Source organism: Bacillus sp. GW823-FHT06B01 (assembly GCF_058952315.1).
The window spans coordinates 1-16,007 of sequence record NZ_JBXAHR010000004.1 but is presented as its reverse complement, the minus strand read 5'-3'; the positions used below and the strand labels follow the sequence as shown (position 1 = coordinate 16,007).

The window sequence follows — 16,007 nt, the reverse complement described above, 5'->3', positions numbered from 1 at the left end:
TAAGATTTATTTTTCAATAGGTAATTTATTGGGTGTTCCCGGTTTGCGTGGATATTTCTTTGGTGTCTTGCGCTTTTTCTCGATTAATAAAATATTACGTTCACTTTCTTCAAACGGTAATTGGAACGTAGACATTTCTTTTAAATGCCCGCCTAGCACCTCTAAAGCATACTTGCCATTTTCAATTTCTTCGTTTGCTGCGGCACCTTTCATTGCAATGAATGTTCCCCCAACTTTTACAAGTGGTAAACATAGCTCACTCAATACCGAAAGACGCGCGACTGCACGTGCCATTACAATATCGTACGATTCACGTACACCTTCTTTTTTTCCAAATGTTTCCGCACGATCGTGACAAAACGCAACGTCACCTAATTCCAACTTTTGTGCTAAATGATTTAAGAAGTTAATACGTTTTTGCAATGAGTCTACAATTGTTACTTTTAAGTGCGGGAAACAGATTTTCAAAGGAATACTTGGGAATCCAGCTCCTGCGCCAACATCACAAATTGAGAATGGTTCTGAAAAATCATAATAAAAAGCAGCTGTAATGGAATCAAAAAAGTGTTTTAAATATACTTCCTCTTTCTCCGTAATAGCCGTTAAGTTCATTTTTTCATTCCACTCTACTAATGTTTCAAAGTAGATTTCGAACTGCTCTAACTGTCTAGAAGAGAGGGTGATACCCTTCTCTTCTAGCATAGATTGAAATTGTTCTATGTTCATCTAACAATATCTCCTTACTATTTATTGGTTCGATACTCGCGCAATTTTTCCTTGTTCAATATACACAAGTAAAATAGAAACATCCGCTGGATTCACGCCAGAAATACGTGAAGCCTGCCCCATTGAAAGTGGACGAACATCTTTCAATTTCTGTCTCGCTTCTGAGGCAAGGCTAGAAATCGCATCATAATCAATATCCACAGGGATTTTTTTGTTTTCCATTTTCTTCATACGCTCTACTTGCTGTAAGGATTTTTCGATATATCCTTCGTACTTAATCTGAATTTCAACTTGTTCTGTAATTTCATCACTTAATTCTACTTCACTTGGTACTAAAAGATGAATATGCTCATATGTCATCTCTGGACGACGTAATAAGTCACTTGCACGTATTCCATCTTTCAATTCACTTCCGCCAATACTACGAATTAATTCTTGAACTTCAGGACGTGGTTTAATAATAATGCTGCTTAAACGCTCCTTTTCCTGTTCAATTTTTAATTTTTTATTTGTAAATCGCTCATAGCGCTCTTCTTTAATTAATCCAATTTCACGACCAACTTCAGTTAAACGAAGATCAGCATTATCGTGGCGTAATAATAGGCGATATTCTGCACGAGATGTTAATAAGCGATATGGTTCATTTGTACCTTTCGTTACAAGGTCATCAATTAAGACACCAATATAAGCATCCGCGCGACCTAAAATAACTTCTTTTTTACCTAAAGAACGACATGCTGCATTAATCCCAGCCATAAGCCCTTGTCCTGCCGCCTCTTCGTAACCAGAAGTTCCGTTAATTTGTCCTGCTGTATATAAATTCTTAATTTTTTTCGTTTCAAGTGTTGGCCATAGTTGTGTTGGCACAATTGCATCATATTCAATTGCATAACCTGTACGCATCATTTCAACGTTTTCTAGGCCAGGTATTGTTCTAAGCATATCACGTTGTACATCTTCTGGTAAGCTTGTGGATAAACCTTGTACATACACTTCTTGTGTATTACGTCCTTCTGGCTCTAAGAAAATTTGATGACGTGGTTTATCATTAAATCTTACTACTTTGTCTTCAATTGAAGGACAATATCTAGGTCCTGTTCCCTTAATCATACCAGAATACATAGCTGAGCGATGTAGGTTTTCATCTATTAAACGATGTGTTTCCGTACTTGTATACGTCAACCAACATGGAATTTGATCCATAATAAATTTTGTCGTTTCAAAAGAGAAAGCTCGTGGTTTATCATCACCTGGCTGAATTTCTGTTTTACTGTAATCAATCGTATTACTATTTACACGCGGAGGTGTACCTGTTTTAAATCTAACAAGATCAAATCCAAGCTCCTCTAAATGTTCGGATAAAGTAATAGATGGTTGTTGATTATTCGGACCGCTCGAATATTTTAAATCCCCCATAATAATCTCACCACGTAAAAATGTTCCAGTCGTAATTACAACTGTTTTGGCTGTATATTCAGCACCAGCTTGCGTAACTACGCCTTTACATTCGCCATCTTCAACGATTAAACGCTCAACCATTCCTTGGAACAACGTTAAATTTGGTGTTTCTTCAATTGTTTTCTTTAATTCATGCTGGTAAGAGAACTTATCTGCTTGTGCGCGAAGCGCGCGTACAGCTGGTCCTTTACCTGTATTTAACATACGCATTTGAATATATGTTTTATCAATGTTGCGTCCCATTTCTCCGCCTAATGCATCAATTTCCCGAACAACAATCCCTTTTGCTGGTCCACCAACAGAAGGGTTACATGGCATAAACGCCACCATATCTAAATTAATTGTTAACATTAATGTTTTGGAGCCCATTCGTGCTGCCGCAAGACCAGCTTCACATCCTGCATGACCTGCACCGATTACTATGACATCGTATGAACCGGCATTGTATCCCATTGTTTATTCCTCCTAAAAATCTCTATCTTTCTAAAACATCGCTATATTATTTTCCTAAACAAAATTGAGAGAACAACTGGTCAATTAGGCTTTCATGGACGGTATCACCAGTAATTTCACCAAGTATTTCCCACGTTCTTGTTAAATCAATTTGCACCATATCAATTGGAACACCATTTTCTATTGCCTCAATTGCATCTCCAATTGTTTTTCCTGCTTGTGTTAATAATCCAATATGTCTCGCGTTAGAAACATATGTCACATCTGCAGAATCAATTGTTCCCTCAAAGAATAAATCAGCTATTGCCTTTTCAAGCTCATCTATTCCTTGTTCCTCAATTAACGATGTTGTAATAATACGATTTCCCGCTGCCAATTCTGTAACACGTTCCATATCGATTACTTGCGATAAATCTGTCTTATTTACAATAACAATGAAATCTTTTCCTTGTACGGCACGGAATAGATCTTCATCCTCATGCGTTAAAGCCTCGCTATAATTAACGACAACTAACACTAAATCAGCTTGGCTCATCATTTCTTTTGAACGCTCTACACCAATTCGTTCAACAACATCTTCTGTTTCACGAATCCCGGCTGTATCTATAAGTTTAAGTGGTACACCACGCACATTAACGTACTCTTCAATAACATCACGAGTTGTTCCTGCAATATCAGTTACAATTGCCTTTTTCTCCTGAACAAGACTATTTAATAGCGATGACTTCCCAACGTTAGGTCTACCGATGATTGCAGTAGCAATACCTTCACGTAAAATCTTTCCTTGCTTCGATGTTTCTAATATTTTTGCAATTTCCGTACGAACATGTGTAGCTTTCTCAATTAAAATATTATGTGTCATTTCTTCCACATCATCATATTCCGGGTAATCTATGTTTACCTCAACATGAGCCAACGTTTCTAATATGTCCTGACGCAGACGGCCGATTAATTTAGATAATCGTCCTTCCATTTGATTAATCGCTACGTTCATTGCACGATCTGTTTTTGCACGGATTAAGTCCATAACAGCTTCTGCTTGTGATAAATCAATACGGCCATTTAAAAAAGCACGTTTTGTAAATTCACCAGGCTCTGCTAATCTTACTCCTTGCGCTAAAATAAGCTGCAATACTTTATTTACCGAAACAAGTCCGCCGTGACAGTTAATTTCCACTATATTTTCACGTGTAAAAGTCCTTGGTGCGCGCAGAATAGATACCATCACTTCTTCAATAACCTGATTTGTATCTAAATCTACAATATGACCATAATGAATTGTGTGAGAAGGAACTTCTGTTAAATCCTTCCCTTTAAAAATACGATTAACTTTTTCAACCGCATCATCCCCACTTACTCGAACAATGGCAATTGCACCCTCTCCAAGCGCTGTGGAAATCGCGGCAATTGTATCAAATTCCATGTCCTTTCACCTCACTTGCTTATTTATCTCTATTTCAACTTGATTATTTTCTTCACTAAATTATTAGAATACCATAACGAACCTATCTACAAAAGAATAATAACTCATTTTATTATGTCCTCATGTGAAAAACACTAAACTTATTCACAGTGGATAAGTTTAGTGTTTTTTTAGTTATCCACACCTATTTTCCCCTCAAAAAAACCGGCACTCAATTGAGTAACCGGTCACTTGGAAGATATTACAACATGTCGATGTGGTTCTTTTCCTTCAGAAGTTGTAATGATATTTTGATGATTAGATAATGCTTGGTGGATAATCTTTCGTTCAAAAGATGGCATAGGCTCCAACACAACTCTTTTTTTCGTACTTACTACTTGTTTTGCTAATCGATAAGAAAGTGCTTCTAATGTACCTTTTCTTTTACTACGATAATTTTCAGCATCTAGTGTGATGCCAATATACTGCTTCGTACTACGATTCGCCACAAGTTTTGTTAAATACTGCAAAGAATTCAAGGTGTTTCCTCTTTTCCCAATCAAAACACCTATGTTTTCGCCAGAAATTGTAAATTCAACTTCGCGTCCTTTTACAATTTTACTAATCTCAGCTTCCACACCCATATCATGAATAATATTTTTTAAATATTCTTCACATTCTTGAATCGGATCTTTCTTCAATACGACTTCTACTACTGCAGGTCGATTCCCAAATAAACCTAGGAACCCTCTTTTACCCTCATCGATAATATTTATATCTACTCGGTCTTTTGGAACATTTAGTTGCCTTAAAGCATCTTGTACTGCCAGCTCGACTGTTTGTCCTTTAGCAGTAATTACACTCACTTGCTTGATCCTTCTGCCTTACTAGCCTTAATTTCTGGCCCCTTGATCAAGTACATTTGAGCGATACCAAAGATATTACCAACAACCCAGTAAAGTGATAATGCAGCTGGGAAGTTAATTGCAAAGACTAAAATCATAATTGGCATAAGCCAAATCATCATTGCCATTTGCGGATTTTGACCAGCTGTTCCTGCCATTGCAAGCTTTTGCTGAATAAATGTCGTAATTGCCGCGACAACCGGTAAGATATAGTACGGATCTGCCTGCCCTAAGTCGAACCATAAAAATGTATGCTTACTAATTTCTGCCGTTCTCATAATCGCATGGTAAAACGCAAATAAAATAGGCATCTGAACAAATATCGGTAAACACCCTGCTAATGGGTTTACACCATTTTTTTGATATAACTGCATCATTTCTTGTTGTAGTTTTTGCTGTGTTGCTTGATCTTTAGAACTATATTTCTCTTTTAACTTCACCATTTCTGGTTGTAACGCTTGCATTGCTTTCGTACTCTTCGTTTGTTTAATCATTAATGGTAATAATGCAAAACGAATGATAAGAGTTGTAACAACGATTGCTAAACCGTAATTACTACCAAATAAGTTGGCAAAATACGTAATTAACTGAGAAAGCGGATATACGAAATATTCATTCCAAATTCCAGTACTTTTCGGTGTAATCGGCTGTTTCACTTCACTACAGCCAGCAGCAATTGCCATTAATGCAATAACCATGGCTAGTAAACCTATTTTCTTTTTCAAAGCCTGCTCCTCCTTGTTTCGGTATGTATATAGTGTAATTCATTTCCTTACGCTACTTTTTTATTCTTTTCATACCAGAGCGTTTAAAGACATGAATTAAGCTTTTCTTTAATTCTTCATATGTCATCTCTGCACAAGGCTTCCTTGCTATTATAACAAAATCTTTTCCAGAATCTATCTCATCTTTTAATTCTGTGATCGACTGGCGAATCATACGTTTAATTCGGTTACGCACTACTGCATTTCCTATTTTCTTGCTGACAGAAAGGCCAATACGAAAGTTTGGCTGCTCTCCCTTATCTAGTTGATAGACAACAAGCTGACGGTTAGCATTCGATTTTCCTTTTTGAAAAACCGTCTGGAATTCATCATTCTTTTTTATACGATATTTTTTCTTCATATCAATTGACACTCCTGTAGTTCATCAGTGGAAATTCACTATTATTAGAAAAAAAGACCACTGAACGATCAGTGGTCTACGCAGATAATACTTTTCTTCCTTTACGACGACGAGCTGCTAGCACTTTACGTCCGTTCGCTGTGCTCATACGGCTGCGGAAACCATGTACTTTGCTGCGCTTACGTTTATTTGGTTGGTAAGTTCTTTTCATTATATGACACCTCCCTGAGGAATATCTGTTAAAGACAGTCCTATAAATTATAGTTAATCAACTAGGAAAATGTCAATGGTTCTCGAAATTTTCATCAAATATTCATTTTGAACCTATTCACATACTTTTTCACAGACCCTATATTTCCTTGTGGATAAATGTTTTTTCTTGGTTTTTATATCCACAAACCCTTTTCGTACTTTTACACAGTATATCGTGTTGTGGACAAGTTTATTCCACAAGGTATTGATTTTGTGGATAACTTTCTTAAATTCATTGCTATAGCTACTTTTTTTTGATATTATAGTTGTGTTTTCACTTTGAATAAGTTTTCCACACCTTTATCTTATCCACAATTTGTGTATAACATGTGGACAGTTTTAATCACATGTGGGTAAATGCTTATCCACATTTGCTTTTTTTGTCGAAAACCCTATCTCATATACAAACGACGTTTTTAGGTTTTAAAATACGTTTCGTATAAATATACATTTTATATTTATTTAGGTTGTACATTTGTTGCGCAACCTTATTCTTTTACCATCTTAGTAAAGGAGGGACACCTTTGGAAAACATCTCTGATTTATGGAACAGCGCCTTAAAAGAACTAGAAAAAAAGGTCAGTAAACCAAGTTATGAAACATGGTTAAAATCAACAACCGCACATAATTTAAAGAAAGACGTGTTAACAATTACAGCTCCAAATGAATTCGCTCGTGATTGGTTAGAATCTCATTATTCAGAGCTAATTTCGGAAACACTTTATGATTTAACGGGGGCAAAATTAGCTATTCGCTTTATTATTCCCCAAAGTCAAGCTGAAGAGGAGATTGATCTTCCTCCTTCTAAACCAAATTCAGCACAAGATGATTCTAATCATTTACCACAGAGTATGCTAAATCCAAAATATACGTTTGATACATTTGTTATTGGCTCTGGTAACCGTTTTGCTCACGCTGCTTCATTGGCCGTAGCCGAAGCGCCAGCTAAAGCATATAATCCACTCTTTATTTACGGGGGAGTTGGACTCGGAAAGACCCATTTAATGCATGCAATTGGTCATTATGTAATTGAACATAACCCAAACGCAAAGGTTGTATATTTATCATCAGAAAAATTTACAAATGAATTCATTAATTCTATTCGTGATAATAAAGCGGTCGATTTTCGTAATAAATACCGTAATGTAGATGTTTTATTGATAGATGATATTCAATTTCTAGCAGGAAAAGAACAAACTCAAGAAGAGTTTTTCCATACATTCAATGCATTACACGAAGAAAGTAAACAAATTGTAATTTCAAGTGATCGGCCACCAAAAGAAATTCCAACTTTAGAAGATCGTCTTCGTTCTCGCTTTGAATGGGGACTCATTACGGATATTACGCCACCAGATTTAGAAACACGAATTGCAATTTTACGTAAAAAAGCAAAGGCTGAAGGACTCGATATACCAAATGAGGTTATGCTTTATATTGCAAATCAAATTGATTCAAACATTCGTGAACTAGAAGGTGCACTTATCCGAGTTGTAGCTTATTCATCTTTAATTAACAAAGATATTAATGCTGATTTAGCAGCTGAAGCACTTAAAAATATTATTCCAAATTCTAAACCAAAAATTATCTCCATTTATGATATTCAAAAGGCTGTCGGGGACGTTTATCAAATAAAACTGGAAGATTTCAAGGCAAAAAAGCGAACAAAATCAGTTGCCTTCCCTCGCCAAATTGCAATGTATTTATCACGCGAACTTACAGATTACTCCTTACCTAAAATCGGTGAAGAATTTGGTGGACGTGATCATACAACAGTTATCCATGCTCATGAAAAAATTTCTAAGCTGCTTAAAACGGATACGCAATTACAAAAACAAGTTGAAGAAATTAACGATATTTTAAAGTAGTAGCTGAATAGTGTGAATAACTTCCCTTGTTTTACGCACAGTCTATCCACATGTAGATAGACTGTTTTTACATCGTTTAACGGGGTTATCCACATACCCACAGGCCCTATTACTATTACTACTATATTTTATCTTTATTAATTAAATAAAATATTATACTTACCGGAGGTTTTTCTTTATGCGTTTTACAATACAAAAAGACTATCTTGTAAGAAGTGTACAAGATGTAATGAAGGCTGTTTCTTCTCGTACAACAATTCCGATCCTTACAGGAATTAAAGTTGTCGCTACGGAAGAAGGAGTTACGTTAACAGGAAGCGATGCTGATATTTCTATTGAATCTTTTATCCCAGTTGAAGACAATGGAAAAGAGATCGTAGAAGTAGCACAATCAGGAAGTATTATTTTACAAGCAAAATATTTTAGTGAGATTGTAAAAAAATTACCTAAAGAGACTGTCGAAATTTCTGTGGAAAATCATTTTATGACAAAAATAATTTCTGGAAAATCAGAGTTTAATTTAAATGGTTTAGATTCTGCTGAATATCCATTGTTACCACAAATTGAAGAACACCATGTTTTTAAGATTCCAACAGATTTACTGAAACATATGATCAGACAAACTGTATTTGCAGTTTCCACTTCTGAAACAAGACCGATCTTGACAGGTGTAAACTGGAAAGTATATAACAGCGAATTAACTTGCATTGCTACAGATAGTCACAGGTTAGCTCTTCGAAAAGCAAAAATCGAAGGAATCGCAGATGAATTTCAAGCGAGTGTTGTTATTCCAGGTAAAAGCTTAAATGAATTAAGCAAAATTCTAGATGAGTCTGAAGAAATGGTAGATATCGTTATTACGGAGTATCAAGTATTATTCCGTACAAAGCATTTATTATTCTTCTCAAGATTGTTAGAAGGTAATTATCCGGATACAACTCGTTTAATTCCAGCCGAAAGTAAAACAGATATTTTTGTAAATACAAAAGAATTTTTACAAGCAATTGATCGTGCATCTTTATTAGCAAGGGATGGTCGTAATAATGTTGTAAAATTATCAACTTTAGAACAGGAAATGCTAGAAATTTCTTCGAATTCACCAGAAATTGGGAAAGTAGTAGAAGAAGTTCAATGTGAAAAAGTGGATGGGGAAGAGTTAAAAATATCTTTTAGTGCAAAATATATGATGGATGCACTAAAAGCTTTAGATAGTACTGAAATTAAAATTAGCTTTACTGGTGCGATGAGACCATTCTTAATTCGTACAGTAAATGATGAGTCCATTATTCAATTAATTTTACCGGTTCGTACTTACTAAGTAAGAAGTAAGGGTTGCTAGTTTTCAGATACTAGTAGCCCTTATTTGATTTTTGGGTATTACTTTCCTAATGTTAGTTTATTTAGTACAATGAAAGAATGAACACTTTCAGAAAGTGAGCGATTTTATGAAACGTATTAAAATTTCAACAGAGTATATTACACTAGGACAATTTTTGAAGTTAGCCGATGTAATTGATACAGGTGGCGCTGTAAAATGGTTTTTACAAGAATATGAAGTGTACGTGAATCAAGAACTTGAAAATAGAAGAGGTCGCAAATTATATGCGAACGATATTATTGAAATTCCAGGAAGCGGAAGTTTCCAAGTTCAGGCATAAAGGGGGAGCCCTTTGTTTATTTCAGAAATACAATTAAAAAACTATCGCAATTATGAAAAGTTAGAGCTTTCCTTTGAAGATAAAGTGAATGTGATTATCGGTGAAAACGCACAAGGGAAAACGAATTTGATGGAAGCTATTTATGTTTTAGCGATGGCGAAATCTCATAGAACCTCTAATGATCGCGAGCTTATCCGTTGGGATGAAGACTTCGGTCAAATTAAAGGGAAATTACAAAAGAGAAATAGTTCTTTGTCTTTGGAATTAAATATTTCGAAAAAAGGTAAAAAGGCAAAATTAAATCAACTTGAACAACAAAAATTGAGTCAATATATTGGTATGATGAATGTTGTCATGTTTGCCCCAGAAGATTTAAATCTTGTAAAAGGAAGCCCTCAAGTAAGAAGACGCTTTTTAGATATGGAATTAGGCCAAATAGCTCCAATCTATTTGTATGAATTGAGTCAATATCAAAAGGTGCTCACGCAACGAAATCACTTGCTGAAAAAGATGCAAGGGAATAGTAAGAATGAGGAAACGATGTTGGATGTATTTACACTTCAACTTATTGAGCATGGTGCAAAAATATTGCAAAAACGGTTTGATTTTTTGCATTTACTACAAGAATGGGCAGCTCCAATTCATCGCGGTATAAGCCGCGGATTAGAAGAATTAGAAATTGTCTATAAACCAAGTGTAGATGTATCAGAATCAATGGATTTGTCGAAAATAAAAGAAGTATACTATGAAAATTTTCAATCTGTGAAACAACGTGAGATTTTCCGTGGTACGACTTTAATTGGTCCTCATCGTGATGATTTACAATTCTTCGTTAATAGTAAAAATGTTCAAGTCTTTGGTTCGCAAGGACAACAACGAACGACCGCACTGTCCCTAAAATTAGCTGAAATTGAATTGATTTACTCAGAAGTTAAGGAATATCCGATTCTTTTATTGGATGATGTATTATCAGAATTAGATGATTATCGTCAATCGCATCTGTTAAATACAATTCAAGGAAAAGTGCAAACATTTGTGACAACGACGAGTGTCGACGGAATTGAACACGAAACATTAAAAGAAGCGAAAACAATTCATGTAACGAACGGCACGGTAGATTGTGAAATAGATAGGGCGTAATCCCTATTTAAATGGAAAAGTAGGTGATCTTTGTGTCAATGGAACAAAAGCAAATGGAAGAAAACTCATATGATGAAAGTCAGATACAGGTACTTGAAGGATTAGAAGCGGTTCGAAAACGCCCTGGGATGTATATTGGATCTACAAGTGGAAAAGGACTTCACCATCTTGTGTGGGAAATCGTCGATAATAGTATTGATGAAGCACTTGCAGGGTATTGTGATGAAATTAACGTTAGTATCGAAGAAGATAATAGTATTCTTGTAACGGATAATGGACGTGGTATTCCAGTTGGTATACAAGAAAAAATGGGACGTCCTGCTGTAGAAGTTATAATGACCGTTCTTCATGCTGGTGGTAAGTTTGGCGGTGGCGGTTATAAAGTTTCCGGTGGTTTGCATGGTGTTGGGGCATCTGTAGTAAATGCTCTATCAACAGAACTAGAGGTATTTGTACATCGTGAAGGCAAAATCCATTATCAAAAATACGAAAGAGGTATCCCGGTTGCGGATTTAAAAGTCATTGGTGACACAGATCAAACAGGGACGATAACTCGATTTAAACCAGATCCAGAAATTTTTCAGGAAACAATAGTATACGAATTTGATACGTTAGCAACTCGTATGCGCGAATTAGCATTTTTAAATCGTAATATTAAATTAACAATTGAAGATAAACGTGAACATAAACAGAAGAAAGAATTCCATTATGAAGGTGGAATTAAATCATATGTTGAACATTTAAATCGTTCAAAACAGCCAATTCATGAAGAACCTGTATATGTAGAGGGTTCAAAAGATGGTATTCAGGTTGAAGTTGCACTTCAATATAACGAAGGATACACAAATCATATTTACTCATTTACAAATAATATTCATACGTATGAAGGTGGTACACATGAGGTAGGATTTAAAACAGCCTTAACTCGTGTGATCAACGATTATGGTCGTAAAAATAATATTTTAAAAGATGCGGATAGTAATTTAACTGGTGAAGATGTTCGTGAAGGTTTAACAGCGATTGTGTCAATTAAACATCCAAATCCACAATTCGAAGGACAAACGAAGACGAAACTCGGAAATAGTGAAGCAAGAACAATTACAGAGTCAGTATTCTCAGAGGCATTTGAAAAGTTCTTACTGGAAAATCCGAATGTTGCACGTAAGATTATAGATAAAGGGACGATGGCAGCGCGTGCGCGTGTAGCAGCTAAAAAGGCTCGTGAGTTAACTCGCCGAAAGAGTGCTTTAGAAGTTTCAAGTTTACCAGGGAAATTGGCAGACTGTTCTTCTAAAGATCCAGCAATTAGTGAAATCTATATCGTAGAGGGTGACTCTGCGGGTGGGTCTGCAAAACAAGGGCGTGATCGTCATTTCCAAGCAATTTTACCGCTGAAGGGTAAAATTATTAATGTTGAAAAGGCACGCTTAGATAAGATTTTATCAAATGATGAAGTTCGTACAATTATTACGGCGATTGGTACAAATATCGGCGGAGACTTCGCTATTGAAAAAGCACGCTATCATAAAGTTATTATTATGACGGATGCCGATGTTGATGGTGCGCATATTCGTACCCTATTATTAACGTTCTTCTATCGCTATATGCGTCAAATAATTGAGTGCGGTTATATATATATTGCACAGCCACCTTTGTTTAAAGTACAACAAGGTAAGAAAATTCAATATGCTTACAATGATAAGGAACTTGAAAAAATCTTAGCTGAATTACCAGCCCAACCTAAGCCGGGGATTCAGCGTTATAAAGGTCTAGGGGAAATGAATCCAACTCAGTTATGGGAGACGACAATGGACCCAGAAGTACGTTCATTACTTCAAGTTTCACTTCAAGATGCAATTGAAGCGGATGAAACATTTGAAATTTTGATGGGAGATAAAGTAGAGCCACGTCGTAACTTTATCCAAGAAAATGCAAAATACGTGAAAAACCTTGATATTTAAATGGGTAATGACAGGAATCTAAGTATTCCTGTCTTCTACATATAAATCAATGTATGTGTAACGGAAATGTAAGAGGAGGTGCTGGTTGATGTCAGACAATCAACAACAAGCACGAATTCGAGAAATTAATATTAGTCATGAAATGCGTACCTCGTTTTTAGATTACGCAATGAGTGTTATCGTATCTCGTGCATTACCAGATGTTCGTGATGGATTAAAACCTGTGCATCGTAGGGTTTTATATGCGATGAATGATTTAGGAATTACAGCTGATAAAGCGTATAAAAAATCAGCGCGTATTGTCGGTGAAGTAATCGGTAAGTATCACCCTCACGGTGATTCAGCTGTTTACGAGACGATGGTACGTATGGCGCAAGATTTTAGTCAACGTTATATGCTTGTTGATGGGCATGGTAACTTTGGTTCTGTTGATGGTGATTCAGCAGCAGCGATGCGTTATACAGAAGCAAGAATGTCTAAGATTTCTATGGAATTAATACGTGATATTTCAAAAAATACGATTGATTATCAAGATAACTATGATGGTTCTGAAAGAGAGCCAATTGTATTGCCAGCGCGTTTCCCTAATTTATTAGTGAATGGTACGACGGGTATTGCGGTAGGTATGGCAACGAATATTCCACCGCATCAACTCGGTGAAGTAATTGATGGTGTATTGGCACTAAGCCATAATCCCGACATTACGATTGCGGAATTAATGGAGTTTATTCCAGGACCAGATTTTCCAACAGCAGGTTTAATTTTGGGACGAAGTGGGATTCGAAGAGCGTATGAAACAGGTAGAGGCTCTATTATGCTTCGAGCTAAAGTTGAAATTGAAGAGAAGTCAAATGGTAAACAATCTATTCTCGTAACTGAACTACCTTATCAAGTTAATAAGGCGCGATTAATTGAAAAAATTGCAGAATTAGTTCGTGATAAGAAAATTGAAGGTATTACGGATTTACGTGATGAGTCAGATCGAAACGGTATGCGTATTGTTATGGAAGTACGCCGTGATGCCAATGCCAATGTACTATTAAATAATCTATATAAACATACAGCACTTCAAACAAGTTTCGGTATTAATATGTTGTCTCTTGTAAATGGAGAGCCACAAGTACTAAATTTAAAACAAAATTTATATCATTACTTGGAGCATCAGAAGGTAGTAATTCGTCGACGTACTGCTTATGAATTAGAAAAAGCAGAGGCGCGTGCTCATATTTTAGAAGGATTACGAATTGCTCTAGATCATCTAGATGAAGTTATTACGTTAATTCGTAGTTCGAAAACAGCAGATATTGCAAAACAAGGCTTAATGGAACGTTTCGGTTTAAGTGAGAAACAAGCACAAGCAATTTTAGATATGCGTCTGCAACGTTTAACAGGATTAGAACGTGAAAAAATTGAGCAAGAATATCAAGACTTAATGAAATTAATCGCTGAATTAAAAGCAATCTTAGCAGATGAAGAGAAAGTTCTTGAGATTATTCGTGAAGAATTAACGGAAGTAAAAGAACGCTTCAATGATAAGAGACGAACGGAAATTACAATTGGTGGCATGGAATTTATTGAAGATGAAGATTTGATTCCAGAGCAAAACATCGCTATTACGTTAACTCATAATGGTTATATTAAGAGGTTACCGGCTTCTACGTACAAAACACAGAACCGTGGTGGACGTGGTGTGCAAGGAATGGGAACAAATGATGATGATTTCGTAGAGCATTTATTAACTACTTCTACGCATGATCACATTTTATTCTTTACTAATAAAGGGAAAGTATACCGTACGAAAGGATATGAAATCCCAGAGTATAGTCGTACAGCAAAAGGTATACCTATTATTAACTTATTAGGTGTAGATAAGGGTGAATGGATTAACGCCATTATTCCAATTCGTGAATTTGGTGATGATGAATTCTTATTCTTCACAACAAAACAAGGTATTTCTAAGAGAACGCCACTTTCATCATTTGCAAATATACGTACGAATGGTTTAATCGCCATCTCTCTTCGTGAAGAGGATGAAGTAATATCTGTACGTTTAACATCTGGTGATAAGGATATTATTGTAGGAACAAGCAATGGTATGTTAATTCGCTTTAACGAGCAAGATGTGCGTTCTATGGGACGTAATGCGGCTGGTGTAAAAGCAATTACATTAGGTGATGAAGATCAAGTTGTAGGCATGGAAATTGTCGAAGAGGATGTAAATGTTCTAATCGTAACGAAAAATGGTTATGGAAAACGTACACCTATTGATGAATACCGTCTACAAAGCCGTGGTGGTAAAGGTCTGAAGACTTGTAATATTACAGATAAAAACGGTAAATTAGTAGCCGTTAAATCTGTAACAGGTGAAGAAGATATCATGTTAATTACGGCAGCAGGTGTTATTATTCGTATGCCAGTTGATCAAATCTCTCAAATGGGACGTAATACACAAGGTGTTCGTCTAATTCGATTAGAGGATGAGCAAGAGGTAGCGACGGTAGCAAAAGCACAGAAAGATGAAGAAGAGGAATCTAATGAAGAGGTTTCTTCTGAAGAATAAGAGGGGGGATTTTTCCTCCTCTTATTTTTTTATAATAATACTTGCATAGCAATGTAAAACTCTATATAATAGGCAGAGTCAGCAAATGAGAGATACAAATTATCTTAAAAAACTTGTTGACGAAAATAATATACTATGATATATTATGAAAGTCGCTGAAACGCGATGTTGAACTTTGAAAACTGAACGAAACAAACAACGTGAAACGTCAATTTTTATTTTTAGATGCTAGACAAACTAACTTTATTGGAGAGTTTGATCCTGGCTCAGGATGAACGCTGGCGGCGTGCCTAATACATGCAAGTCGAGCGAATGGATTGAGAGCTTGCTCTCAAGAAGTTAGCGGCGGACGGGTGAGTAACACGTGGGTAACCTGCCCATAAGACTGGGATAACTCCGGGAAACCGGGGCTAATACCGGATAATATTTTGAACTGCATGGTTCGAAATTGAAAGGCGGCTTCGGCTGTCACTTATGGATGGACCCGCGTCGCATTAGCTAG

General features: G+C 36.0%; 13 protein-coding genes and 1 rRNA gene. 7 read left to right on the top strand and 7 right to left on the bottom strand.

From position 1 onward, the window contains the following. Positions 1–6: 6 nt before the first annotated feature. From rsmG to rpmH, 7 genes are all read right to left on the bottom strand, one after another. On the bottom strand, positions 7–726 hold the full coding sequence (rsmG, locus tag AC1Q8N_RS18655) for a 16S rRNA (guanine(527)-N(7))-methyltransferase RsmG (RefSeq protein WP_098221283.1): 720 nt from the start codon (positions 724–726) through the stop codon (positions 7–9). Between the two features lie 21 nt (positions 727–747). Beyond that, positions 748–2,637, bottom strand: coding sequence for a tRNA uridine-5-carboxymethylaminomethyl(34) synthesis enzyme MnmG (gene mnmG, locus AC1Q8N_RS18650; RefSeq protein ID WP_000541059.1), 1,890 nt, complete (start codon positions 2,635–2,637; stop codon positions 748–750). A gap of 46 nt (positions 2,638–2,683) precedes the next feature. After that, positions 2,684–4,060, bottom strand: coding sequence for a tRNA uridine-5-carboxymethylaminomethyl(34) synthesis GTPase MnmE (gene mnmE, locus AC1Q8N_RS18645; protein WP_000393767.1), 1,377 nt, complete (start codon positions 4,058–4,060; stop codon positions 2,684–2,686). 227 nt (positions 4,061–4,287) lie between these two features. Beyond that, positions 4,288–4,905: an RNA-binding cell elongation regulator Jag/EloR gene (gene jag / locus AC1Q8N_RS18640; RefSeq protein ID WP_048542853.1), complete on the bottom strand. Its 618-nt coding sequence runs from the start codon at positions 4,903–4,905 to the stop codon at positions 4,288–4,290. Next, entirely contained in the window at positions 4,902–5,669 is a 768-nt protein-coding gene (spoIIIJ, locus tag AC1Q8N_RS18635; RefSeq protein WP_048542855.1) for a YidC family membrane integrase SpoIIIJ, read from the bottom strand. The genes jag and spoIIIJ overlap by 4 nt, the downstream gene beginning before the upstream one ends. A 52-nt stretch (positions 5,670–5,721) precedes the next feature. Beyond that, the gene (gene rnpA / locus AC1Q8N_RS18630; RefSeq protein WP_000731505.1) at positions 5,722–6,069 is read right to left on the bottom strand and encodes a ribonuclease P protein component; all 348 of its coding nucleotides are present in this window, start codon (positions 6,067–6,069) and stop codon (positions 5,722–5,724) included. A 76-nt stretch (positions 6,070–6,145) separates the two neighbouring features. Beyond that, positions 6,146–6,280: a 50S ribosomal protein L34 gene (gene rpmH / locus AC1Q8N_RS18625; RefSeq protein ID WP_000831901.1), complete on the bottom strand. Its 135-nt coding sequence runs from the start codon at positions 6,278–6,280 to the stop codon at positions 6,146–6,148. 565 nt (positions 6,281–6,845) lie between these two features. Between rpmH and dnaA the strand changes: the two genes are divergently transcribed. From dnaA to AC1Q8N_RS18590, 7 genes are all read left to right on the top strand, one after another. Beyond that, positions 6,846–8,186, top strand: coding sequence for a chromosomal replication initiator protein DnaA (gene dnaA, locus AC1Q8N_RS18620; RefSeq protein ID WP_000428027.1), 1,341 nt, complete (start codon positions 6,846–6,848; stop codon positions 8,184–8,186). A 178-nt stretch (positions 8,187–8,364) separates the two neighbouring features. Continuing rightward, positions 8,365–9,504, top strand: a complete 1,140-nt coding sequence (gene dnaN / locus AC1Q8N_RS18615) for a DNA polymerase III subunit beta (protein WP_001212890.1) — start codon at positions 8,365–8,367, stop codon at positions 9,502–9,504. A 127-nt stretch (positions 9,505–9,631) separates the two neighbouring features. After that, entirely contained in the window at positions 9,632–9,844 is a 213-nt protein-coding gene (gene yaaA, locus AC1Q8N_RS18610) for a S4 domain-containing protein YaaA (protein WP_000821366.1), read from the top strand. A gap of 12 nt (positions 9,845–9,856) precedes the next feature. Continuing rightward, on the top strand, positions 9,857–10,984 hold the full coding sequence (gene recF, locus AC1Q8N_RS18605; RefSeq protein WP_098827569.1) for a DNA replication/repair protein RecF: 1,128 nt from the start codon (positions 9,857–9,859) through the stop codon (positions 10,982–10,984). 38 nt (positions 10,985–11,022) lie between these two features. After that, the gene (gene gyrB, locus AC1Q8N_RS18600; protein ID WP_000435974.1) at positions 11,023–12,945 is read left to right on the top strand and encodes a DNA topoisomerase (ATP-hydrolyzing) subunit B; all 1,923 of its coding nucleotides are present in this window, start codon (positions 11,023–11,025) and stop codon (positions 12,943–12,945) included. An 88-nt stretch (positions 12,946–13,033) separates the two neighbouring features. Beyond that, positions 13,034–15,505 carry a DNA gyrase subunit A gene (gyrA, locus tag AC1Q8N_RS18595; protein WP_001282859.1) on the top strand — a complete coding sequence of 824 codons (2,472 nt, stop codon included), beginning with the start codon at positions 13,034–13,036 and terminating at the stop codon, positions 15,503–15,505. Between the two features lie 243 nt (positions 15,506–15,748). After that, positions 15,749–16,007: ribosomal RNA gene (locus AC1Q8N_RS18590) — 16S ribosomal RNA — on the top strand; the annotation flags it as partial.